Annotated in this window: 14 protein-coding genes; 4 read left to right on the top strand and 10 right to left on the bottom strand. The window is 48.0% G+C overall.

The annotated features are described in order from the left end of the window. Positions 1–66 precede the first annotated feature (66 nt). Positions 67–2,376, bottom strand: a complete 2,310-nt coding sequence (locus tag ACX93W_RS18025) for a beta-L-arabinofuranosidase domain-containing protein (protein WP_459393765.1) — start codon at positions 2,374–2,376, stop codon at positions 67–69. A 141-nt stretch (positions 2,377–2,517) separates the two neighbouring features. On the opposite strand from ACX93W_RS18025, the gene ACX93W_RS18020 reads away from it, so the two are divergent. Beyond that, on the top strand, positions 2,518–3,282 hold the full coding sequence (locus ACX93W_RS18020) for a helix-turn-helix transcriptional regulator (protein WP_459393764.1): 765 nt from the start codon (positions 2,518–2,520) through the stop codon (positions 3,280–3,282). 242 nt (positions 3,283–3,524) lie between these two features. On the opposite strand, the gene ACX93W_RS18015 is transcribed toward ACX93W_RS18020, so the two are convergent. From ACX93W_RS18015 to ACX93W_RS17990, 6 genes are all read right to left on the bottom strand, one after another. Continuing rightward, positions 3,525–11,681, bottom strand: a complete 8,157-nt coding sequence (locus tag ACX93W_RS18015) for a cadherin-like beta sandwich domain-containing protein (protein WP_459393763.1) — start codon at positions 11,679–11,681, stop codon at positions 3,525–3,527. 397 nt (positions 11,682–12,078) lie between these two features. Continuing rightward, positions 12,079–12,351, bottom strand: a complete 273-nt coding sequence (locus ACX93W_RS18010) for a hypothetical protein (RefSeq protein ID WP_459393762.1) — start codon at positions 12,349–12,351, stop codon at positions 12,079–12,081. Further along, a complete protein-coding gene (locus tag ACX93W_RS18005; RefSeq protein ID WP_459393761.1) occupies positions 12,345–12,815 on the bottom strand; it encodes an RNA polymerase sigma factor in 471 nt (156 codons plus the stop codon). The genes ACX93W_RS18010 and ACX93W_RS18005 overlap by 7 nt, the downstream gene beginning before the upstream one ends. 228 nt (positions 12,816–13,043) lie before the next feature. Then, a complete protein-coding gene (locus ACX93W_RS18000; RefSeq protein WP_459393760.1) occupies positions 13,044–14,357 on the bottom strand; it encodes an MFS transporter in 1,314 nt (437 codons plus the stop codon). A 158-nt stretch (positions 14,358–14,515) separates the two neighbouring features. After that, a complete protein-coding gene (locus ACX93W_RS17995; RefSeq protein ID WP_459393759.1) occupies positions 14,516–16,840 on the bottom strand; it encodes an ABC transporter permease in 2,325 nt (774 codons plus the stop codon). A gap of 2 nt (positions 16,841–16,842) precedes the next feature. Next, the gene (locus tag ACX93W_RS17990; RefSeq protein ID WP_459393758.1) at positions 16,843–17,547 is read right to left on the bottom strand and encodes an ABC transporter ATP-binding protein; all 705 of its coding nucleotides are present in this window, start codon (positions 17,545–17,547) and stop codon (positions 16,843–16,845) included. A 288-nt stretch (positions 17,548–17,835) separates the two neighbouring features. Between ACX93W_RS17990 and ACX93W_RS17985 the strand changes: the two genes are divergently transcribed. Genes ACX93W_RS17985 through ACX93W_RS17975 form a run of 3 tightly spaced genes read left to right on the top strand, consistent with a single transcriptional unit; the run spans position 17,836 to position 19,765 of the window. Then, the gene (locus ACX93W_RS17985) at positions 17,836–18,204 is read left to right on the top strand and encodes a GntR family transcriptional regulator (protein ID WP_459393757.1); all 369 of its coding nucleotides are present in this window, start codon (positions 17,836–17,838) and stop codon (positions 18,202–18,204) included. Between the two features lie 5 nt (positions 18,205–18,209). Further along, positions 18,210–19,079 carry an ATP-binding cassette domain-containing protein gene (locus ACX93W_RS17980; RefSeq protein WP_459393756.1) on the top strand — a complete coding sequence of 290 codons (870 nt, stop codon included), beginning with the start codon at positions 18,210–18,212 and terminating at the stop codon, positions 19,077–19,079. A 2-nt stretch (positions 19,080–19,081) separates the two neighbouring features. After that, entirely contained in the window at positions 19,082–19,765 is a 684-nt protein-coding gene (locus ACX93W_RS17975; RefSeq protein WP_459393755.1) for a hypothetical protein, read from the top strand. Between the two features lie 180 nt (positions 19,766–19,945). Here ACX93W_RS17975 and ACX93W_RS17970 read toward each other — a convergent pair whose 3' ends face one another. Genes ACX93W_RS17970 through ACX93W_RS17960 form a run of 3 tightly spaced genes read right to left on the bottom strand, consistent with a single transcriptional unit; the run spans position 19,946 to position 24,903 of the window. Further along, positions 19,946–21,316, bottom strand: coding sequence for a hypothetical protein (locus ACX93W_RS17970; protein ID WP_459393754.1), 1,371 nt, complete (start codon positions 21,314–21,316; stop codon positions 19,946–19,948). A 49-nt stretch (positions 21,317–21,365) separates the two neighbouring features. Further along, positions 21,366–21,740: a (deoxy)nucleoside triphosphate pyrophosphohydrolase gene (locus ACX93W_RS17965; protein ID WP_459393753.1), complete on the bottom strand. Its 375-nt coding sequence runs from the start codon at positions 21,738–21,740 to the stop codon at positions 21,366–21,368. A gap of 13 nt (positions 21,741–21,753) precedes the next feature. Beyond that, the gene (locus ACX93W_RS17960) at positions 21,754–24,903 is read right to left on the bottom strand and encodes a DEAD/DEAH box helicase (RefSeq protein ID WP_459393752.1); all 3,150 of its coding nucleotides are present in this window, start codon (positions 24,901–24,903) and stop codon (positions 21,754–21,756) included. Positions 24,904–25,040 lie beyond the last annotated feature (137 nt).

Raw genomic sequence — 25,040 nt, 5'->3', positions numbered from 1 at the left:
GCAATAAAATGAAAAACGAGCGCTTCAACAGCACCCGCTTTTGTTTACAGCACAAAGATTTTTTTCTTAAAGCTCCGGCAACGCGCTTGTCACGCGTATGCCCGCAACCCGGCCTGCGCAACCACGTTCGCCTTTGGCATGGAAAGCAATCGCCACTTTTTCCTTACCTTCCGTCAGTTCATTCGGAATATCATAAGCAACGTAGAAGACCCCGCCGCTTTTGTTAAAATGGATCGTTTGCTCCGCAATCTCCACATCGTCTACCGTGATGCCAAACCTGCGGTTGTAATGCTTATGGTCATGCCAGAACCCGGAATGATCCCCGCCCCAATAAGCGACGCACAGATAGCTGTTCCCCGTTTTGTTCACCGACATCCGGTAGCTGAAATACGCATCATCCACGCCAAAAGCTTCCCGCCACATCACCATCCGATTGCTGCTGTCGGCGAACGATCCGCTGAAGCTGCTTTCCAGGCAGTTGCCTTGAAGTCCGTGTCCGATTTCGTCCTGCTGGCCATCCGGCTCCACGCTGTCAATCGTCATATCGTTCAGCAGCTTGAGGAAGGGATCTCCTTCATCGTTCAGCTTCCAATAGACATTATAAAATTCGTGGTGAATGGCATAAAACGGAACCAGCTCTACCGGTTTTCCATGCGAGGCCACTTCCCTGGATATTTCAAACGCAAGCGTTGCTTCGTCCTTGACGGAAATCCAGCTATCGATATCCTCGTTCTCCGTCCGCAGTATCGGTACGTCCGCCGTTGCCGGATTTAGCGCCGTTTCGTCGATAATTGTGTCCTGCGGCAAGCCTTCATTTCCAAACCTGCCGGCCAGCAAAATCGGGCCATAGAAAAAGGCGATGGTGCTAGCGTTATCCCGCGCTGTATATTTGTGCAGCTTCATTGGCAGCGTTACGTCAAGCCGGTCGCCAGCCTTCCATTCCCGCTCGATAGTCAAATAGCCGGGTTCCGATGCCGCATATCGGCTGCCATCGCTGACCTCCACCGTCATTTCTCCCGCAAGCCAGGACGGAACCCGCAGCTTAAGCGCCGCTTTGCTCCCTCCGCTGACAACGGTTAATGTCGATAGAGAGGAATACGGAAAGTTGGTTTCCTGCTTCAGCGTCAACCCCTGCGACTTCCATTCCACCTGCGAAGGCATATACAAATTCACATAAAGGCTACTGTCGTCCTCCATATAAATGCCCTCGCCGTATTTTGCCGGGTTTTCCATTCCCGTTCCCGTACAGCACCACCAAGCGGTGTCATGCGTGCCGTAAATCCGGTAATGGCCTTGCAGCGTAGAAGTAAAATACGTTTTATGGCCCGTGCAAGGATCTTGCGTGCCCAAAATATGATTGTAGAGCGCATTTTCAAAATAGTCCATATACCGGCTGTCCTGCTCCCACAGAAACAGCTTTTGCGTCAAATCCAGCATATTGTAGGTAAAGCAGGCCTCCGCTGTTTTGATGCCAAGGCTTTCCATGCCCGGCGCTTCGAAATGCTCCGAGATGCTGCTCCCGCCAAACGCATAGGAACGCCGATCCACGATCGTATCCCAGAAATACCGCGCCGCCGTCCGGTATCCGCTTCTTGCCGGGTCCGCGTTATAAATTTCCGCCGCGCCGGTCACCTTGGGAATCTGCGTGTTGGCGTGGAGGCCCTGCAGCGCGTCCCGCTCCTGCTCAAGCGGATCGAGAATAAGCTTGTGCGTAAATCGGACCGCCGCTTTCAAATATTCGGCTTTGCCCGTCATCGTATAAAGCTGCGCAAAAACCTCGTTCATGCCTCCATGCTCGCATTGCAGCATTCCCTGAAGCGAATCGTCGCTCATAGAATCCAGCCCTGCAACAGCCCAGGCGGCAAAACGGTCCACCGTTTCCAGCGCCTCCCGATTATCCGTCAGCCTGTAGGCATCGATCAGCCCTTTATAGATTTTATGCACGCTGTACCATGGCACCCAATAGTCGCCCATATTGAAACCGCCGATGCCCGCTTCCCCGGCAAACGCTTTTGTGAACGCTTCCTCTTTCAAGCCGCCGATATATCCGCTTTCGGTTTCACGTTGAATCTCCGCCAGCTCGCCAACCGCATATTGAAGTGCTTTTTTCAGTGTTTCATTGCCGGATGCCGCATAAGCCGCAGACAGCGCCGAAAGGTAATGGCCCAGGGAATGGCCGCTGATGCTTCTGGCTTCCCAGCCTTCGTAACGCGCCTTTTTCCCCTTTAATCCATGAGCCTCCCAACATGGCGCAAGAAATCGATCGATATCAAGGGACAGCAAATATTGCTCTCCCGTCACTTGAGAATCCTTGAATATCCCCGTTGTTAAGCTCACATCGCTGAGCGGCACAAAACGTTTAAGCTTCTTTGTCATCCTTTGCTCTCCTTCACTATGAACCGTTTTGACGGAAGTCGGCTGTTATTGCAACCCCGCCCTTGTCTACCTTCATCCTATCAGATAAGATGGAAAATAATCAGACGTTTAATCTTAGAAAAGGTGGACAAATCGGTCTATATGAAAAAACAGCTACAGCATTATCTGTGCGGCAAATTTATATCTGAGGGCAACTGGAGCCACATGAGGCGCAGCGGCATGCCATACGAAATCATCGTTATGCTGGAAGGGGAAATGCATATTGCGGAGAACGACGATCGCTACCTTGTAAAAGCCAACGATATGCTGTTGCTGCGGGCGGGACGCACACATTTTGGATATGAAAAAAGCGAAGGGCCCGTCAGCTTTTATTGGGTTCATTTTCATATGGAGACAGAACCTTTCATGAGCTTGCCTTCCCATGCCTCCCTGAAAATTCCATCCAGCGTCAATCAGCTGTTCAAGCAGCTGCTGCATGTCTCCTCCTTTACCGGAGAAGAGGCGGATGCGGCATTGCTGCTGCTGTTGTCGGAGCTGACGCGGCAAGCTGGAGGAGCCTATCGGCCCCACAGCGCAACGGTGGATCAAATATGCCGATGGATTGATATCCACCTCAATCAGGACATCAATGTGCGGAGGGTCGCTGAAGAATTCAACTTCAACAAGGAATATATCTCCAAAATGGTCAAGCGCGAAAAAGGCGTTGGCCTCAAAACCTACATTTTAAACGGCCGGATGGACCGTGCCAGACAACTGCTGCTGACTACGCACAAAAGTGTCAAGGAAATCGCCGTGGAATGCGGCTTTGCGGACTACAAGCTATTTCTGCGCCGCTTCAGGCAATACGAAGGCGTAACGCCTTCCCAATACCGCAACCGGCTGTACTCCACCCCGCTGAATAACTGAAGCCTCAGGTGTCTTACATTTGAATCCAAGACTTTGCCATAGAATCAGATTTTATTCCAATACGGATTGTGACCCTCTGTCTGCTTATTTCCTGCATGAACGATAAACGAAACGGAAGCCCCGTTGCCTGGACTGCTTTCGATTAACAGCCCTTCGCCAAAGCGGCGTTTCAGACGAAGATCTGTTTTCCGTTATACCGGGACAAAAAAGCAAGGGCCCCATTCGGAGCCCTTGCTTTAGATCTATTTCTGAGCTTTCACGGATACGCTGCCGTCCTCCTGCACAGTTACAGTGCCGGAAGCCGACTCAATATCGCGGATTGCCCAATGGCTTGTTGGAACATCCGGCCAGCTGGATACCGCAACTTCAGCCGTCGGCCGCTTGAGCAGAAGATTCAGCACGCGAACCGCTTCCGCGCGGGTCAAAGCTTGCTCAGGGCGGAAGGTGCCGTCGGGATAACCCGCCAGTATGCCCGCCTGCATCGTTTTGCCGATGGCTTCAGACGCCCAATGTCCTTGCGCATCGCCAGGAACATTACGCTTCTCTGCGGTTGCGGCAGTCTCCGGCAGAAGCCTTGCGACAATGCTTGCCATCTCTGCGCGAGTTACGTTGGCTTCGGGACGGAAAAGCCCCTTGTTATCGCCAAGCATCAGCCCGGAATTCCGGACGGAAGCAATGGCTTCCGCTGCCCAATACTGGTCAGCAACATCGCCAAAGCCCGCAGCTTGTCCGTCAGCTCCCAAACCAAGGCGGTGCAGTATGGCTGCAAATTCAGCGCGCTTGATGGTTTTCGACGGACGGAACGTGCCGTCCGGATAGCCGGTCAAATAAGGCGCCAATGTTGCAGCGTCTTGTTCACCGCTTAACTGCACAACGGTGAAGGTGCTGAATTTGTTTACATTAACGGCAAGTCCAGATACTTTGCCATTACTATCGTAGCGAACATCGCCTTTAGCCAAAACCTTTTCGCCGTCGCTATGTTCAATGTAAACAGCCAGCTTCGAGGACGGATTGCTCGCTGCTGTCCAGGTCAGGCCTGTCAGCGGGAACAACAGCTCCGTCTTGTATCCCGAATAGTTGGTTTCAATTTGGACCGGGCTGCCAAGTAACTTGGCTTTGCCGTCTTCGGCCACTTGCTTCACCAACTCGGCATTCAGGACGCGAGAGGCTACTTCTGTCCGTTCATTGTCCGATACAACCGGAACAACGCGGAAGTAAGCATCCTGAACTCTCGCGCCGAGCTCCTTCAGTGTCGCGTTTTGCAAATCGATAACCGTTTCAGGCGTTGTAATTTGCAGCGATAGACCAGCCTCCGCAAGCAGCGACAAGGCGACGGAGCTCAAGTTTACCATACGCTCGTCTGCTGGATCTTGCGGCAAATCAGTCACATGAATGCGAACGGTTTTGACTTTGTTTTGTTCCGCTTTGGACAAAATAGTTCTTGCCGTCGAAGCATCCAGGCTCAGCGTGTCGATCAAAACGCCTCCCGTTCCGACAGTACGAACAATCGGAATGGAATGGCTCCATTCGCCTGCATTGCCGGTAATCGTAGTTTGACGAACTTCGCCTTTTGATGAACTGTTTTGCACACGCGTTACTTCGATCCAATAGGATTGTGAAGCGGTCAAATCCGCCGATTCAACAGTTATCAAAACCTTATTTACGCCGACTTCAAGTGCAGGCGTAAACTTGCCGCCGCCCTGGAGAGATTTGTCCATAACGGTGACAATGGCTTGAGGATCGCTGGACACTGCGGTTACGTTTAAGATTCCGCTATCCCAAGTGCTTGTCAAACCATAGTTATAGATGTAAGGAGCAAACGTGCGGTCCAGAGACACATCCGCTTTCAGCTCGGAAAGCAATGGCGGAGCTGCTGGAGCGGCCTTTTGGCGCAGCACATTCAGCGTGTATTGACGCGTCGTATCGTCTTGCGCTTTAACCTCAACGGCAACCCGCAGGCTGTCGCCGCTCATGCCGAGCTGTACCGGGCTGCCGGAAACGGCTTGTCCGTTTACAGTAATGACAGCATCGGCCTGCTCCGCGATTGGCTGCAAGGAGAATGCGGAAGTTCCTTCAGGCACAGACACCTTGTATTCCGTTACGTCGGAGCTGAAGCCAGACTGCAGCACCGCGCCCGGAGTAGTGATACCCAATTGCCGCAGATCTGCATCTCCGCTTGGCTCGCGCCAAACGACCACATCATACGTTTTTGTTACCGATTGGTCCGGCGAAACAACTGTAACCGGAATGGAATTGTTATCAGCTTGCAGAGCAATCGGCAATGAAGCTTGACCGCTCTGCACGTTTTGTCCGTTAACTGTAACGACGGAACCCGCCATCACTGCAGACAACGTCAGAGTCACTTCATCCGTATCGTTGCCCACATAAACTTCGTAGCTTTCCTCCACCCCTGTAAAAGCTGGAGCGGCAATGGTTTCACCGTCTTTATTTTTCAGCGTCAAATCGCTGATCAGCGCCACATTGGAGCCATTGACGATTTCCAGACTGTAGCTATTTGCCGGTTCATTTCCGGCGGACTGAACTCTGATTTGCACACTTCGAGTGGAATTAGGCACAGCAACCTCTACATATCCGCCCTCAGTCAGCTGCTGCCCGTCAATCGTCACAGCAGAAGAATCAACCATCGGAACAGCATGGATTCTTATTTTGTCGGAGCTTGCCACAGCCTGATAAGCCGCAACACCGAATTGATAAGACTGATTCAGCACCGCGCCGGTTGTAGTCAGCGCAGCAAGGTCTGTCGGGTAAGCTGTCAGATTTCCGCTGCTATCCTTAATAACCTGGAAGCTGTAGGCCGTTGTATTGCCGGCAGCATCGGATGCCTGGATCACAACTTGCTTCAGATCCTGGTTGCTTTCCCAAGCAAGCGGCGCGTAATAAGCGAAGCGGCCTTGGTCGTCAAGCGGTAAGATTACGCCGTTGATATCAAGCTTTGCTCCGATTTCCGTTTGTCCCATGATCCGTATTTTGCCGGTGCTGTCAACCGTTCCGTTAAGCGGGATCGGCGCGCCGTTTGCGTCGTCTCCGCCGGAGGCAATCAGAAGCGGCAGCGTCCGGTCAATAACCAGCCTGCGGCTTTCCAAGCCGCGGTCGCCGCGCTCGTTCACCGTCTCGATCGCCAGCTTGTATTCTCTTTCATCAAGCTCGTTTACGGACAACAACTCATTCAGATCAAAGATATGGCTGCTGTTTGCAGCTGCTTGCACGCTGTCCAAACGTTGACCATCAACAATCAAATCAAGCGTTGCTGCCTGATCGGACGTTACTTCAAGCTTCACTTGACCTGCTCTTGTAATCAATAGCGTTTCATGACTGCCATCGTAAGCCGTAAACGGACGGCTGGCAACAGATTCCGCTCCCGCATCTGCGGAGACCCCAAGCGCAGCCGGATTGGCAGCCGGCAATGTCAGCGAAACACTTTCGGACAGCGGGCTGATGACAAGCCGCCCGTCCTGTTGACCGATTGCCGAAACAGCCGCTACATAGTCGGCGTTAACGGCAAGGCCTGAAATCGTCACTTCCTGAACATTGCCCTGCTGCGGCTCGATGTCCACATATGGCGTTACCGCCTCGCCGTTTGCTCCTTCGCCAATCCATACCCGGTAGCGCTCTACCTGGCCGGATACCGAAGGGAACTGCAGAGTAATTTCTTCATTGCCTGTAGACAGAACCGTTGGTTTAACCGGCGCTTCAAGATTGTAAGGCGCCGTAACCTCTATCGTGCCTTCGGCAACTGCGTAAACAGGAACTTCATTCTGACTTGTCGCCATTACTGTTACATAGTAAGTGCCGGGAATAACGCCGGCCGGAATAGTAATAACCTTATTGCCCGAAGCCGGAAGCTCAGCTGCCACAACATCACCGATGTAGGCATCCTTGCTGTCGGTCAACATAACCGTTACCGCCGTATCTCCTGCTGCATTGTCTGTAGACCATACAACACGAACCCGGTTATTTGCTCCCGCATCCACTGACGCAGTTGCGCTGACAGAAGGAGTCGGAATCAATTTTTGAATCTCCAGGCCCACTCTTGTTTTGTTTTGAACAAGCCATTTGCCCGCTGTCGCATTCTGCAGCGTAACATACAACATATCCTTGCCGTCATGCGCAGGGTTTGGCGTGTCGATCTCCGTTTCGTTCACAGGATCGCCGCCCGCCGTTTGTTCCGGCAAACGGTCTGCTGCAGGCTGCAAATAAGCATTGCCGTCCGGAGCGGTAAAATCAAGCGTATATGCTTTGCCGTTTGGATCCAGAACGACGGTATCTCTATCTCCGCCGCTGATCGACAACATGTAATCTCCATTTTCAGTAACGAAGACAGCTTGAGAGTAGCGTCCTTCATCCAGCAGCGGTTTGATCGATTTGAACTTGCGATTCAATTGATTGACCACAACGCTGACAAAGCCGTTCCCTGCCGCCTTCCATTGTCCCGCTTTCTCAAGGCCGTCCAGCCAAACTGTCATCTTCTTCTGCGATTGGTCATAGATGACATTCATCCCGTCTTTTGTGGCATCGGGCTGAAGCGCATAAGGCTGTCCGTTCGGCATATACAGAAGAGTATCCTCATCTGCGCCATAGATTTCGACAATAGCCTGTCCGTTTACAGTCCGTTCCACGTTAAAGACCGTTGGATAAGTATTGCCCTGAACCCATTGCTTGAGGTCATTCATATTTGTTTTTGGTTCTACGATGCCAACCTCAATCGCCGGGCTTTCCTCAGCGACAATCAGCCAGGTACCTGCACCCGCCGCGCTTAACAGAGCATGCTGTCTGCCGTCGAACGTACGGAAGGCATTCCAGTTCGGCTGGCTTGGCTCCGATTGCAGGTAATAGGGGCGTCCGTCCGGCTTATAGATGATTGCATCGCCCTCTCCTGCTTCAACCGTCAAAGCGTAGGAGCCGCTTTCCCTAACAACAAAGGCAGCGACCGGCCGTTCAGGCGCGCTTGCCCAAGTTTGGGCCAGTTGCCCGGCTTCAAGCGATGGATTGCCGAACAGGATTTCGTTAATGGAGATTTTGCTGTCGCTTTGCGCTTCCAGCTTCCAGCTTCCTGCGCCAAGCTTCACTCGTATAAATGTCTTATTTTCATCGGACAGATAGACGGCATTAACAGATTCCGTTTTTTCGTCGTTCGGCTTGTCTGCCGAGGCGAATTTCAGGACGGCGTTCCGTTGATCGCCCGACAAAACAAGCAATGCATCAAACGCAGTATCCGTCTTAAAGCTGAAAATGCTTTGCCCGCTTGAACCCGCTGGCTCCGCTGAAATGGCAAGCGACCGGTCAACGGCTGTTAGCTGTCCGTCAACAATTTTGGCGGTGGAATCGGAATTTGAAGCAATTTCCGGTTGGGCCACCAGACCGATTGGGGTCATTTCGTAAATACGCTGCATTTTTCCGTTTGCCGCAACTGCGGACAACGCCATGGATGACTTGATGCCGGTTATCCGAAGTTCGCCATCAACCGAAGCAACGCTGATCGGAAGCTCCTTAAGTCCATAAGAAAGGAAGATCTCTTCCAGGAGGCTGCCCAGCGGCTCGATTTTGTCAAAGAAATCATTGATGCCTTTGAAAAATTCAAGTCCCTTTTCCCACCATGATTTTTTAGGCGGCTCTGCCTCTACTTCGAACAAAATCGTATTATTGCTGAAGGTATACGATACTCTTGCTTTAATGCCGTTGTGCTGAAGCATGCCGATTATTTGCTTTTCATTTACGCTAAGCACCACATCGCGGACGGTTGCGCCGCCAATGCGCGGAATGCCTTTAGGCACATAAACGGTCGCTTTAACGACGCCGCTGTAATCCTTTTTGTTAAAGGAAACCGCTCCGATTGTACCCTTGATTACTTGATAGGCATTGATGTCGCCCGATACCCGGAAGCCTTGTTGGGAAAATCCCTTGATTGCGGCAAGCGACGGGTTGACGACTGCCTGCATATTCATTTGGTTGACCGCCAGCCAGTAATAATATTCAATGCCGCTTGCATCGAAGCCGTACGGTGTCAGGTCGACATTAATCCGGTCCGTTCCAAGCAGGTTGAATTTATGGGTAGCTTGCGGATGCTTAAGCTGAGGAACCAAAATATCGGTTACTGAGCCATATGCGCTTAAACGCTGCGGAATTTGCGTCTTTCCTGCCAAATTGTCCGCATCGCCGTACAAATAATTGATTTTTAAGCCGGTGGAGGCAAAATCGACTTTGTTGTACACGCCAAAATCAATGGCGTCAAGACGCCCTTGCTTCAGATCCATGTACAAATCAAAGCTGACATTTGTGCCTGGAAGAAGACCTTTGCCGTTTACGCTGACATAATTGTAACGGCTGTCGATAACAAACTTCGTATTGCTGGCATCGATTGGCCCCAGCTTAAAGGTTTTATTAAGCGTATAGGTTCCGACCAGATCAAAACGATTATTGCGATAACTGAGCGAATCAATCGGAATCGTGCCCGAAACCTTCTGACTGCCTGCCGTAAAGCCTAGCTCCATATTCCCCGCCAGCACAAGTCCGCCTTGCGCAAGTTTCATGGAGGTTGCTTGAATAGGCAAATTCAGTTTCAAATAATCCGCCGGCGCTCCTCCCGTCAATGCCAAGGAGAATTGATCCGAGCTAAACGTAAATGGTCCATCCAGCAGCGTATAGGACATCGTTGCATCCTGCACTGACCCGTTCAGGTACAGACGTCCGTTGCCGTTGATGACGGTTTTGCCGTCTCCGCTGCTTTTGTCCACAACAAGGCTGCTGCCTTTGAACAAAAGGTTGCCGTTAATGACGACTGCTTCTGACGTATCGTCCAGCGTGTATACGCCGGGAGCGGAAGGTCTCTCCGTAAATGGCCCCTGAATGGACAAGCTTTCAAGCATATTTTCGGAGGATGTGCTTGGCACATCGATTTTTTCAAAGGAGCGTGGCTTGTAAAAGTCGGTAAGCACAATAGTCAAGCCTTCCAATTCTTCGGTCAGCGGATCATCCGCCAGCACGAAGTCCGTAAAGGTCTGATGCTCCAGATGAACCTCATATGGCCCCGGCTCCAGGTCGGCAGTCCATGTAAGCTCTAACTGGTTATTATTTTTGACGTTATAAGACAGCGGGACTTGCGTTGTGCCATTGTCCAGATAGTAGTTGATTTCGCTAAGCGGCTTGCGGAACAGATTCATCATGCCTTCTCCGACAGTGACAATCCGCTTTTTATCCTTCACATGCACCACGGAGGGACCTACGCGGTCAAAGCGGACATCCGGTTCGCCAATTGTTGGATCGTCCTCCAGCACAAAGGATTTAATCTCCGTAAATACGGATTCTGCGTCGCTATTCACATAGCCGCGAACTTCATATTTTTTCTGCCATTGAAGACCTGTCAGCACGGATGTAAATGATTCTTTTGCCTGCAAGTCTCCTGTTGTATTCGGCACCTGTATCCATGCCTCTTCCGCGGTTTCGGAATAAGGACGATATTCGACGCCACGGGAAATAATCGGTTTGCTGCCAATCGTATACACGCTGGACACTACGCTTACCGTATCATTCACATGAGCAGGGTCGATGGAAATGACCGGGTCGCCTACAAGCTCGATGCCTGGAGGAGTGGGCGGTATTTCATATCCCAAATATTCGATTGTAGAATTGGAAAGTCTGGAGAAGACGATATTGCCATCCGGCAAAGCGGCAATGCCATAGGTTCTGTCACTGAAGGTTGCGCCATCCACTAGCTGGGCTACAGGCTCATTAGATGACTCAAGCTCATTCTGAGAAATCTTGTAAAGCTTTCTGTCATCCTTAGTGAAGTACATGTCGCCAATAGGGGAAAACGTCATACCGTAAACCTTGGATATTGAACCCCCTAATTTGACAGGGGTTGTGCTGCCCTTGGCAATCTTGAGCAGTCCCATGTTAAAATTAGACAAGTACAAATTGTCATTTTCATCAAATGTCATGCCATACAAAAATACACTGTCATCGACAACCGAAGCAAAAGCCTGCGAGCTTGCTCCATTCACCGGCAAGCTGTTCAGGGATGCCGCGGGAATTTTTTGTATCGTTCGACCGCTGTCCCTCGTATAGAAAAGATCTCCTCCGCTATTCAGCGCAACTGTCATAACGCTGGAGACATTGGTTACAACCGTTTCCACCGTCTGGTCCGCCAGCGATGTCCTTGTTATACTGTCGGAATTGCGATGCGCAGTGTAAATATAGCCGTTATGATAGGTGATGCCATAAGGACCAGTTCCAGTTGCAATAGTTCCATTGTCCGCATGCGTTATCGGCGCAGCGCTTGTCAGAAAAAGAGATGACACCAGAATAAAGCTTAATACTAGATTAATAATCTTACGGAACATGGACGCTTTGAAAAAAGTCGCCTTCGATCGTGCTGCTTTCATAGTCTGCCTCCGCTTTAATGTAATGACTGCCTGCTCTGCTCTTCCTTCCGCCTACCCTGTTGTCCGATCTCGGAAACTCCCCCTCGAAGACTCCCTATTTTTGCATGAATCCTTGTTTATTCATGATACTTATCACACTCTATTTACCATTATAAAAAAGACCACTGGACACTTTCTAAACAATTTGCCGTTATGGAATAGAAAGTAATGGTTTTTGGCATGTATTTTTTTGGATTCAAAAAATCCTCATGAAAATTCAACCTCCTGTCACAGGAGATTAAATTCAAATGAGGATTATTTCAATTATTTAGGGCGTGTCTGGAAACTCGCTCTAGTCTTACATCTAGGATCTTGATACGAATTTTTCTACGGCATCACGGAAAAAATGATACCCCGATCAATTATCTATCAGAATCTCCCTATCAAAAAATACGATGGATTTGATCTCTTTATCGTTAATGACCTGTTCAAATACTTTTTGCGTGTACATAATCTGATAACCTTCTGTCAATGTGGTTCCCGTAAACAATTTCGTTGTTTCTGATATCCCATCCTTGTAATGGATGGTGATCGGGAACTGATCCAAGGATTGCCTGTTTCCAATGTCCTTGATGGCCCCGTCAGCATTTTCATAAATTTCTTTAAAGTGGCCGCTTTCGGCAATCAACATAATTGAAATAGGCGCCCTCTCGCTAGACGCGTTTGTATCGTGCTTTCCTTCCAGCCCAGCAAACCTGATATCTCTCTGACAGAATATTCTTCGTAATAATAGAGATATAGAACACTTTTATAGACTTCGGGCAGCTGCAGCAATCTCCCCAATACCTCCGTCGAAGACCCGCCCACTGGCCAATCTGGAATTTCCGGCAAGGTATCCAACGAAACACGCCGTCTCTTCCACCAATGCTTTAACAGATCCTTGCAATGATTTCGTGTCGCTACAGTCAGCCATGCTTTTTCATGCTCCGAACCATTAAACTGCACATCCGATTGAATGAGCTTGACGAAAACAGTTTGAACAGCATCTTCCGCATCGGCCGTATTTCTCAAATAAACAAAGCACAGCCGGTAAACCAGGTTGACATGGCGCGTATAAACTTCGGCCCATTTTTGATTCAACACCGAAGTCGTCAAGAAAGATCCCTCCATTTTTTCACCTCTCTTCCATAAACACGATCCTGCTGTCAAAAAAATCCCACAATTAATACAAAATATCAAAATGCATACCAAAACCAATGAAATTGCTCACTCGAAGCGATGTCATTTCCTGATGAGTATTGTACATAAGCCATGTAAAGAGCCTTCGCACCGTTCTGCAAACGGTTTGAGGGCTCCTGACCAGAATAATGAGTAATTGATAGTTTAAATCTTATTCTTTTTCCACGACCAGGCCACTACCGGAATCAACAGCAGGGACATCAAACCTCCCGCAAGGGAAAGCACGGAATAACCGGCTTCCGCCATAACCATGCCGGATATCGCGCCGCCGGATGCTCCAGCGAGGGCAATCAGGACATCGACCGTGCCTTGCGTCTTGGCGCGAACCTTTGGCGTTGTAGCATCGATAATAGCCGCCGTTCCGCTAATGAGGCCAAAGTTCCAGCCCAAGCCCAGCAGCGCAAGCGCCAGTATGAGGAAAAGCATGGAATCGCCGGGAGCAAAAGCCGCCGTCAAACCGGCCAACAGCAGCGTTACGCCGGATGCGTAGGACATAAACGTACGCCCGAGCTTATCGACCAGCATGCCGGTAAGCAAGGAAGGCAAATACATCGCGGCAACATGGATGCCAATGACTAAGCCGACATCGCCTAGTCCATGGCCATGATGCTTCATATGAACGGGGGTCATAGTCATAATGGCAACCATCACGATTTGCGTAAGCACCATAACCGTCGTTCCTACAATCAAACCAGATTTGTTAAGGGATGTCTCCGGACGGCTGGTTGAGGCTTGGCCCGATAAACCTTCTCTGACGCTCTCCTCTTCCGCAATTGCTTTGGCAACAATGAAAGGATCAGGCCGGAGAAATAGTAGCAGCACCAGACCGGCAAGCAAATAAGCGGCCGCAGCCAGCATAAACGGCCCCGACAAGGCGGGGGCGCCTATTAAAGACGCCATACGACCGGTCGGCTCCACCAGATTGGGACCGGCAACCGCGCCGATTGTCGTAAATACCATTGCCACGCTAACCGCTTTGGCCCGCTGATTCGGAAGTGCCAGATCCGTGCCTGCGTATCGCGCTTGCAGATTGGTTGCGGTGCCCGCTCCGTAAATGAGCAAGGACAAAAACAGCAAAGCGACTTGATCCCAAAGCGCGGCAAATACGACGCCAACCGCCCCAACTCCGCCCGCTAGAAACCCGGCGGCCAAGCCGGCTCTGCGCCCCAGCCGCTGGGATAACCTTCCCACAATTAACGCAGCAGCCGCTGAGCCTAACGTAAACAAGGCGGATGGGAGCCCGGCAAGACTGTCGTTCCCAAGCATATCTTGCGCCAGCAACGCTCCGACGGTAAGCCCGGCGGCCAAGCCGGCGCCCCCGAATATTTGTGAAGCGACCACGATCCATAACGTTTTTTTGTACAGCTGGCGCTGCTTCCGAGGTGACTGTACGTACTCTTTGACCCTATCGGAATGGCTATTATGCCGTTTTGGGGCAAGCGATGTTTGTTTGTTCATAAGCGTTATCCCTTTCGGCAGCATCTATGCCACATATCTCCATGCTCTCTCAAGCAATATCTGAATTATAGCGATGTTCGCTATCATTCATCAATCCCTCAAATTTGGGATATGCCCGGTTCTCAATCGGAGGCCGTTGCCAAAATCGGCCGCATCATCTATTCCAGCGCTTTCAGAGATTCGATCATATCGATGCGGGACACTTTTCGCCTGAGCAGCAGGTTAGCCAAGATCGTGAGCAAGAAAGCAACCAGCGTAGACAGCAACACGATTCCGATATTTAATTGATCCGGGATTTGCTGATGAGTGCTCGACAACGCGCCTACCACCATTTCATACACATATCCGCAGATCGGAAAGGCCACTAGCACAGCCAACGTCGTAATGATTATATTTTCAAAAAAGATAAGCCGGTTGATCCGGTTTCTGTAATAGCCCAATACTTTAAGCGTAGCAAGCTCACGGTTTCTTTCGAAGATATTAATTGACGAAATGGTGTAAATCGCGCCAAAGGAAAGGATCACCGCACAGATGATAAACATGATAAAGACGAAACTATTTTGCTGGAGGATGTAACGGGCTTCCTTCCGGAGATCATCCGTATCGTAAATGGCGACTACGCTTTGATTCTGCCCAAAATAGTCCCGAATGCTCCCCAAATCCGCTGAAGAATCGGCTTCCACCAAAAGGGTCATTGGCTTATAAGCCAGTCCAAAGCTGGCCAGATAGTCTGGCGTGATGTAAAAAGAAGGACTGGAATATTGCGTAGAAACGTTCAGCACTTTCATCTCTACCGTTTTATTGCCCATTTCTGGTGCCGTAAACGTAATTTGAATGATATCCCCTGCGGTAATCCCATAGTGATCGGCGTACGATTTTGGCACAGAAACACCGCTATTATCCAGTTGCAGCGTATTATCTTTTTCATCATAGAAATGAATCAGGTCATTATCCATTGCCGTTACAATCAACGATGCCTTTTCGGATTGGTTGTCCTTTTTCAATTCGATAGGCATAGCGGATAAAGTGTGATGGCTTTTGATGCCGGCGGGGAGCACCGTTTCATCCAGGGCTTCTCCCGCCTTGTAATCCACCCTGAAATCATAGGTATACACCTGCTGGAATTGGTCCGCCACCTTCTGCAGGGATGCTTGAGTGCCAAAGGCTGTAATTAACAAAATGGAGCTGACCATGACACCGATCGAGCTTGCCAAAACTTTTCTTTTGTTCAGGAAAATGTTTCGCAATATAAGCTTATAATTGTACGGCAAGCGGCTCCACAGACCGGGAATTCGTTCGATCAATATGGCTTTCATCACTTTTGGCGGTTTGGGGCGCATGGCTTGGGCCGCCCGTTCCTTCAACAAATTTCTGCCGCTTAAATAACACGCAAGCATCCCAAACAGGCTGGAAACGATGATTGGCGGCACAATGAGATCATATGTTATAGCAAATTGAATGCCCGGCAGCGAATACGACCTTGCATTCGACACCTCGATAAAGGGGACAAATACCAAAGCCGACATCGCATAACCTGCGATTGCCCCTACAATGCCGACCAATACGGGATAACCCATATAATGAAGCATAATGCTGCTATTTTTCACTCCTAAAGCTTTCATAATGCCTACCTGGCTCCGCTGGGATTCAATCATTCTGGACATGGCTAAAAATAAAATAATAGCTTCGATCAAAAAAAGAACAAGAGGAATAACTTTACTCATCAGCCCGTTATTATGGAGCGTCGCCATCAGAAGCGAATAGCTGAACGACCGTTCTTTGCTCTCCTGGCCCAGGTAGGACAGCCCCCTGGACAACTCCTCGATGGACTTCCCTAACTGGCCGATATCGAATCCTTCTTTCGCATCCACTAATAACTCATTGTAAAAAAAATCGCCTGCAGCCTCCGGTATGACTTCTTCTGAAACATAGGCAATTCCAGCGTGTTTATGATCCTGCGTATTGTTTTTTTTTGCATGCTCCACATTTTCGCCAAAGCCGCTAATCGTAAACGCCAGCTCCTTGTCATTGACGAGGAGGGTGATTCCGTCGCCAACTGCATACCCATGCTCTGCGGCATAGCGGGAATCCAAAACAATTCCGCCTTTGCCCGATGGAAGACTGCCATCCGTCATAGCCAGCGTATTGATTTCGTTGTTTTCGGGAATGGAGTGAATTTTTAAGGATGCGACGTAGCCCTCGAAAGCTTCCGCGGCGTCGAAGGTATACCGGCCCTCCGCCTTTTGAATACCTTCCGCTTGGCTGATCTCCGCGATCTCCTCTTGGGAGATTACATGATAGAAGACATTCAAATCGCTTAAATTATGTTTCTCAAAATAAGTCTCTGTATAAGCGCTCAAATCATTGCTTAAGGTGGCTAGTCCCGTGTAGAAAAAAGAGCCTACCGCGATAACCAGCACGAAGGAAAGAAATTGTCCTGCCGACTGTCTAATATCCCGGAGTAATTTGAAAAAAAGCTTCATGTCTACCACTCAATCCCTTCCGCGCGTTGTCTGTTCGCATTGATCGTAATGCTTTCAATTTTTCCGCTTTTTACTTTAATGACTTTGTCCGCCATCCCGGCGATTGCCGAATTATGGGTGACCAGGACAACGCATTTTTTTGTTTCCCTGTTTAAGTCCTCCAGCAGCTTCAGCACGGCCTTGCCCGTCACATAATCCAATGCCCCGGTTGGTTCGTCGCAGAGCAGAAGCAGAGGATTTTTGGCAACGGCTCTGGCTATCGCCACCCGCTGCTGCTCGCCGCCGGAGAGCTGGGAAGGGAAGTTTTTGATTCGGCCGCTTAATCCCACTTTTCTTAAAATATCGCTGGCGTCCAGATGATCCTTGCAAACCTCGGCGGCAAATTCAACATTTTCCAATGCGTTTAAATTGGGGATCAAATTATAAAATTGAAAAACAAATCCAATCTTTTCGCCGCGATACCGGTTCAATTTCTTTTCGTTCATTTTCGTGATTTCCTGACCGCCAACCAAAACCTGGCCCGATGTGGCCGTATCCATACCGCCCAATATATTGAGTATCGTGCTTTTGCCTGCTCCGCTTGCCCCCAGAACAACCACGAATTCCCCTTCCGATATGGAAAAATCCACACCGTCAAGCGCTCTGATCGGCACTTCTCCTACTTTGTATTCTTTTGCTACATTTTTAAATTCAATCAGCTTTTTCATCTCTTCCATCTCCTTCGATTTTCTGCTTGATTGCCTATCATCATGAATGGGGGCTGTTATTATCGCTTCAAGCATGTTAGTATGTTACTCATGTAGCATACTGTAATACATCGTTTTTGGGTTGTCAATACGCATCATTTTTTTCAGATATTCCAAAATGGGCGATCAAAATACGGCTTTGGCAAAACTGAGTGGGCTTCACTTTTCCCGCTCATTGACAATTGTCCCGCCATCCCTTATGGTGGTATGTTAGATGAGTAACATACTAAAAGGACAAATGGTGAAGCCATGACCATCACTTTTGATGATAATGTACCGATTTTCCAGCAAGTCGCCCATATAATCGAAGATGACATTCTGAACGGCACATTCTCCGTGGATGAGCAGATTCTTTCCGTTGCCCAGTTTTCCCAGCTGTTTCAGATCAACCCGGCAACTGTGGTCAAGGGGATTGGCCTGCTCGTCACGGAGGAGATCCTGTACAAAAAAAGAGGACTTGGCATGTTTGTTGCGGCCGATGCAAAAGAGAGAATTCAGCGGAAGCGAAGGGAGCGTTTTACGAAGGAGCTCCTGTCCGATCTGCTGAGCGAGGCTGAAAAGCTAGGTTTGACAACTGATGAAATCATTAACATGATCCAACAGCTGAGAAAGGACTGAAATCCGTGAGTATAGCTTTGGCTTGCGGCAATTTAACCAAAAATTACGGCTCTACCCGTGCGCTGCAAAGTTTGGACTTGCAGTTGGAGGAAGGCGTGATTTACGGCTTGCTTGGGAGAAACGGCGCTGGCAAAACCACTTTGCTAAACACCATTGCAGGGGGAATCTCGCCGGATTCCGGTACGATCGAGGTGAACGGGAAGAAACTGGGCAGAGGAGAGCTGCCAAAGGACTTTTGTTATGTCAGGGATCAATATCGGCATTTCGGGGGAGCGCGAGTCATCGAGACTTTGCAGTCTGCCGCGAATTTCCATCCCCAGTGGGATTGGAGTTACGCTCGGGAGCTGCTTCATCTTTTTCTAATCGATCCGGACAAAAAGATCCGCCAGCTTTCGAGCGGCACGCAATCTCTAATCGGAAATATAATCGGACTGGCCAGCCGGGCGTCGCTGACCTTGTACGATGAGCCGGTGCTCGGACTGGATGTTTTGATGAGGGAGCGGTTCTACAAGACGCTTATGGAGGATTACGCCAATCATCCCCGCACGATCCTGCTGTCCACTCATTTGATTGACGAAATTGCGCCGGTTGCGGAAAAAATAATCATCCTTGAATCCGGCTCCCTGCTGCTGCAGGATGATATGGAGCAAATTTTCATGTCTGCTTATCTGATTCGGGGAAATGCTGAGGCTGTAGCTTCTTTTACGGCTGGCAAACGCGTTTTATATCAAGAGGCTTATGGTCGTGGCACGCTTGCGGCTATTTACGAAGAGCTGAATGATAAAGAAATGCGGCAAGCTCGCGAGCAGGACATTTCGATCGAATCATTAAGTCTTCAAAAGCTATTTCTGTATTTGATCGAAGGAGGTCTCTGAACTTGGATGCTTTGGCCGTTCATTTAAAGGCAACATACAGACAGCTCAAAATGTACATCTGGTTTGTCCTGACGATTATCGTGCTTGGCAGAGGTGCCGAATTGATTGTTAACTCTTTTTCAGAAATAAACAACATATCCCGCCTCTCGGAAGCCAACATGCTGGTTATCCTGTTGCCGATGTTAGCCATCGCGCTGCCGCTAAGCTACTACAAACGAATCGTTCATTTAGGCGCTAGCCGAGAGCAATATTTTAAAGGACTACATGCCGTTTTTGCCGTTTGGGCGGCGGCCGTCGCATTGATCAACTCGTTATGGATCATGCTTCAGGTTCATGTCTTTCAAAATTATGAAAACGCCGTCGATTTAGTCGCAGCCTTTCATTGGAACGACTTTGGCTTAGCAGGCTCATTCCTTTATCAGTTCATCTTTTACTTGATGAGCATGGCGCTTCTCAGCATGCTGGTATCGGGCTATTCCACCCCTGTCGGCTGGGTGTTGTCCGCTCTGATCATCATGGCAATCCCGCTTGGAACGGCTATTTCTTCGCTGCGGGTTCACGTTGTCTCCTTTTTCAAAACGCTGCTGTTCAACGATTCGCTTCTGCTGGGGGTTTGGTTTAATTTTTTGCTTTATCTTGTTTTCGTGGCAGGCGGGTGGCTGTTTACGAGGGTTCGGGGGCATTGAAACAACCTCAAAAACGTCGAGACGGCAAATAGGGAGCATGTTGTACTCAAATTACTTCATGAAGGAAAAAAATCCATATATTCCGAGGTTGGTATGGCAGGTCAGCTAAGGAGTTCACCCTCCATAGTTGACCTGTTTTGCATCAAATAATGATAAATAAAAGCTATAAGCCACTATTCCTTACAGCATCGACAACTCATCAACAAAAGCAGGACGGTTACTATATTTCGTTTTCAGATCTTCAATTATTTTCTCCTGCGCCAATTTCCCGATCACTTTCTTAAATTGCTTTAGCTTTCCACAAACTTTCTGATATGCTTTGCGATTGGATGAAGCATCCGCAGCTTGAAGAATATGTGCTTCATACATACGCTCGATTTCTTCTGCATAAAGGTTAATCAGCTTTGGTGCGTATTCTTCGATTACGGAAGGATTCCTTCTAACGTAATTCATCATTTCTTCTGTATCGTTTTTATCCGATATCAGTTTTAAATACACATTTCGGCTTCCCCAGCCATTTTCCTGCTTCAACCCTTCAAGGATACTGCGATAGAATTCTTCCTTATCTCCGGCAAATAAATCTTCAAGATCTTGATAGTAACTATAATTTCCATTCAATAAAAGCTCTTTCCCCAATATTTCCTGCTCTTTTTTTAGAGACAATAATTTATAAGCTTCGTACCGGGCTGACTTCCATTTAGATACGAGACCGGGAAGGTGTACATCTTTCTGTTCCCCCTCTTGAGCCAACCTAATGACATGCTGGAAGTCCCCGGCATTCATATTTTTCTGAATAGCCAACTCCCTGAAGGAAGGAAAATGCAAATGTTCCTGAAGAAACCGATCAGCTTCATCCTTGGTGCCGTATTTTGTTGTAAGCTCATACAAAATACCTAATAAAGCCTCAACTGTATATTGAGCATATTCCTTCGCAGATTGTATACCGATTTGCTTTTCAATAACAGATATTAATTGCTTTCTAAACTTATCCACATTTCCAAACTCAGCGCAAATGTGGAACATAGTTATCTGAAAATCCTCCCAGCCATCAAAAATATCCTTTTCTGATTCAGCAATTATGCGCAAAAAAACGGCTTCTTGCACTGTGGCCTCCTCTGAGCCAAGTTCACTTGTGAGTTCTGAAATATGATGTAAGGTTCCATTTACCAGCATACCGATGTCGCCGTCCGAATCATCGCTATATTGAAAAGCCGCTACTCCCTCCTCCAATACCAATAGGGCAACCTCAATTGAATGCAATACATCATCATTATCCTGAATCGTATTTTCCAATAAATCCAACATTTCTGTTGCAAAAGAGCTTGTTTGTCTATAAGGTATGAAATCTTCTCTTCCTGTATATTTCGATACAATAGACTTGATTAATCTTCTTATGACTAGCAGTTGATGACTCGAAGTGTCCTTATTGTATTTTAAGAGAAGACTATTTCTAAAGAAATCATCCTTCTCCGCGACTTGAACGATAATCTCGATTAATTCATTTACAGGCACACCATTCAATATTTTCTCCAGCTCCGTCTTTTTGGACATTCGGGTTCACTCCTATGAAAAGATGATTTAGATTCGTTTTCTGAGTAGCTCAAAACATCTTCAAAAACGGAATATCTGCAGGAGCAAACTCAAACTCGCCAAACTCCTCCGGCCTTACCCAGCGGAAATCATCATGGTCCGTTAATGAAATCACTCCGTCCACAAACCTGACCCTATAAGCGATCAGCCGAATGGCAACCGTTCCGTAGTCATGCTCGTTTACTCCTACAAAAGCATACGGCTCGATCGTGATGCCCATCTCTTCCAGCATTTCTCTTCGCAGACACTCTTCCGGCGATTCTCCCGCCTCTAGCTTGCCACCCGGGAACTCCCATAATCCGGCCTGCGATTTTCCTTGTGCTCGCCGGGCGATCAGGATACGCCCATCACCATCTTCAATCATTGCAGCGGCAACTTCTATCATGTTTTTCCACATCCTATACAATCGCTTTATTGGCCGCTGGCACGAGCGCAGCAGGCATATCATGCTTTAATCGCCAGATAAAACTCATCGGCTTGCTTCCCTCATGCCTTACATATTCAGCTTCGCCTAGAAACAGGAACGGTGCCGTATAGCTGTTCTCTTCTTTGAATTCCCTCACAAATAGAAGAATTCTGTTCCCCGTTTTTTGATGGTGAATATATCGTTGAGCCGTCCCCGTCTGTTCTGAAATTCGACTCTGAGTCTGCCAATGAAAAAGCCGCTCATTAATCGCATAATCCTCGTACAAGGTTGAGGGAGAAAAGTCTTTATCCGACTTGTTCAATGTAATAAAGAAAATATCGGTTTTTTTGTCATCAAAATATTTGACCCCTTCCCGAAAGCTCGGTGCCTTCTCTTCATTCCAATAACCAAACGCAGCGAGCACCTGATCCGTCGAATACTTGCAATGAATATCAAGAGGGCATGCATAGGGTAGTTCATTCCTTCGATCAACAAAATCCAAATGCGCATAGTTATAGTTCAAGATATCCAATATCTCATCTTTAAAGTCTCCGCAGGAGATAATGGCTTGAATGCCATCTTCAATTCCATCGAAACCAAGCTTAGGAGGAGCAGTACGATAAAAGGTATAGTAAAATAGCGACAATATTAACTGCTCTTCTACCGACGTTGCTCTTGCCCTTTTCTCCAAATAAGCGATTATAAACGTTAGGAGCCTGCGAGAATTCAAACTCAGCAAGGCAGGAATACGTTTCGTCAATTCTTCTTCGCGATCAAAAGAAAAGTCTTCCCGTAATCCAGCTTCCACCATCAGCCTTCGAAACATCCGATTCCCGGTTCGTCCGCCATAAAACTCACTCAAAGCAAGACCATGATGTTGGACAAAGTTTTCAAGCGTTAGCTTGATTCCCGTGTCTTCCTCAAAATGAATCATTTTCGCGACCAAGCGTTTACGGCTTGTAGCAGACTGCTTTAAATTACTAAGAATATAATCCTTGGATTGTTTCTCTAACTGGATGAAGCTGCCTCTGGGAAGGCTTGAGAAGCCATTTTCCACGTAATACTGAACCGAATGTTTCGTTTTGCCCAGAAGCGCTCGGAACTTATCTTGAAAGTTATAGTCTTTATGGGCCTGACCGATAAAATCAAGCACCGTCAAACACTCTTTTCCTTCGGCAAGCCGCAATCCACGTCCAAGCTGCTGCAGGAAAACAGTCAAACTATCTGTTGGCCGTAGAAATAGAACCGTGTTAACCTCTGGAATATCTACCCCTTCGTTGTAAAGATCGACGACAAAGATCATTTTCAAATCGGAGTTTACAAGCTTGCTTTTCGCGAGCTTCCTGTCCTCCTCGCTTGATCCGGCATGCAAGGCAATCGCCTGTATTCCCGCTTCAACAAACACTTTAGCCATATATAAGGCATGATCTACACTCACGCAAAAACCCAAACCTTTGACATCGTCCAGATCCGTTATATATTTTTTCATACTATTGAGGATTTGGGTCGAGCGTATTTTGTTATGCGTATACAAATGTTCAAGCTCTTGCAGGTCATAACCTCGTCTACTCCACTTTACTTGGGAGAGGTCCACATGATCTGTCACGCCGAAATATTGAAAAGGAGCTAGCAGCTTGCGGTCAATCGCATCCGTCAGGCGGATTTCCGCAGCAATAGTATGATCGAAGTAGGACAAAATACTTTTGCCGTCCATCCGATCCGGCGTTGCCGTTAGACCAAGCAAGATTTTTGGCTGGTAATGGGACAACAGCTTTTGATAAGAAGGAGCAGCCGCATGGTGAAACTCATCAACAATCATGTAGTCGTAAAAATCGGGTGTAGTCAATTCAGCTAGCTTCATGGAGTTAAAGCTTTGAACACTAATGAACAGATGATCAATCGACTCCGCTTGATAACCACCAACATGAAGACTGCCAAAATTCAAATCCTTCATAATGTAACGAAACGTATCCAAGCTCTGCTTCAAAATCTCTTCCCTGTGCGCTACGAAAAGTAACCGGGCTCTAGGATGGTTCTGTGCAAATCTTTTATAGTCAAATGCTGAAATAACGGTTTTGCCAACACCGGTCGCAGCAACAAGCAAGTTTTTCATCCTGCCATATAAAGTTCTTTGAGCATCCAGCTTTTCAAGCACTTCTTTCTGATAGTCATATGGCGTTATGTCAAAACGAAACGTTAGATCATTCTTTGCTTCCTTCTTCTTGTTCAGCGCAAGCTTTAACAGTTGCTCATGCTCTTCATCGGCTGGTTGAAAATGCTTGAACTCCCTATCGTTCCAGTAACTTTCAAAGGTGGCTTCGATTTTTTTCAAAACATCGTAGGAATCCTTCTCCGTCACTTTAACATTCCATTCCAAACCACTCGTAAGAGCTGGATTGGACAAGTTTGAAGAGCCAACATATGCTGTTGTAAAACCAGTATCCCTTTTAAACATATAGGCTTTGGCGTGAAGCCTTGTCCGTTCCGTATCGTAGGAAATTTTAATTTCCGTATTTGGAAGCTTGCTTAATTCTATAATCGCCTTATAATCCGTTGCTTCCATGTAAGTCGTTGTAATGACGCGCAAATGCCCACCGTTCGAAGTGAATTTCTCAAGCTGCTCCATCAATACGCGAAGACCGCTCCATTTAATAAATGAAACAAGAAAATCAATCTTGTCGGAGGAGAGAATTTCATTTTTCAACTCACTCATCATATTCGGTTCCGAATGAGCCCCTGTTAATAAAGAACTTTGTGATAAGGGAGTTGCTGGTCGAATTACTTTCTCGGAACGCATGCCTCGTATATGGTTCAGCTTCGAATAAACATAGGTTAATATCTCACCTTGTTCGTTTAGTTGAAGCTCCTCATATTCCGTTTGCCCCAAGCTATCTTTAAGCACTGCGATCATTTCATTACAAGTATGCACCTGTGCTATTATAGCGTCTTCATCATTGCTGTTTTGATCACGTACAGCCTTTAGGGCTCTGCGAATAACCAACGCCAAGTAGTTGGATAGCAGCTTTCTCGCTTCTTCGGCGTCTAACGATTCCTTCCCTATTTCGTACAGAGCCGGATCTAGTTCAGCCAATTGCTTCATGGTTACATTATTAATTAGTTGTTCATACAGGCCTTGTTTCATGAATTTACCAGCTCCAATGTTAAGCCTTTAATATCGGATAGAGTTGTAATGGATATCTTCCGAATCGATTCTACCCTTGGCTTCAACTACTATACATTTCCAGATATGTTTCGACAAAATAAGCATGGAGTCCTGCG

The organism is Paenibacillus sp. CAU 1782 (assembly GCF_054551715.1).
Note: the sequence above shows the minus strand (reverse complement) of the source record. Positions and strands in the feature narration are given on the sequence as shown.